This is a genomic window from Vibrio sp. 10N.222.55.C6, assembly GCF_041473395.1.
GTDB lineage: Bacteria > Pseudomonadota > Gammaproteobacteria > Enterobacterales > Vibrionaceae > Vibrio > Vibrio crassostreae_C.
The window spans coordinates 1-375 of sequence record NZ_JBFRSD010001017.1 but is presented as its reverse complement, the minus strand read 5'-3'; the positions used below and the strand labels follow the sequence as shown (position 1 = coordinate 375).

Sequence of the window (375 nt, the reverse complement as noted above, 5' to 3'; positions counted from 1 at the left end):
TCGTTACTTGGTATAGAAAGCGCGTTTCAATGCCATCTCTAAACCACGAACTTCAGCTAAGCCTTTCAATCGACCAATCGCCGAATAACCTGGGTTAGTGGTTTTCTTAAGGTCATCCAGCATTTGATGACCGTGATCCGGACGCATTGGAATTAAGCGGTGATCGCCCACTTCTGCACGACGATTTTCTTCATCCAAAATAGCCATCACAACGTTGTACATGTCCACATCACCATCGAGGTGCGCTGCTTCGTGGAATGTCATTGGGTTGCTCTCTTCACGCTTAGTTGAACGCAGGTGCGTAAAGTAAATTCGGTCACCGTGCTTTTTGATCATATTAACCAGATCATTGTCGCCACGAACACCGTATGAACC

General features: G+C 46.4%; 1 protein-coding gene. It reads right to left on the bottom strand.

Going from position 1 to position 375, the window contains the following annotated elements:
- Window positions 1-3: 3 nt before the first annotated feature.
- A partial coding sequence (locus AB4486_RS27335; RefSeq protein ID WP_372119925.1) for a mannonate dehydratase occupies window positions 4-375 on the bottom strand: 372 nt, incomplete at its 5' end.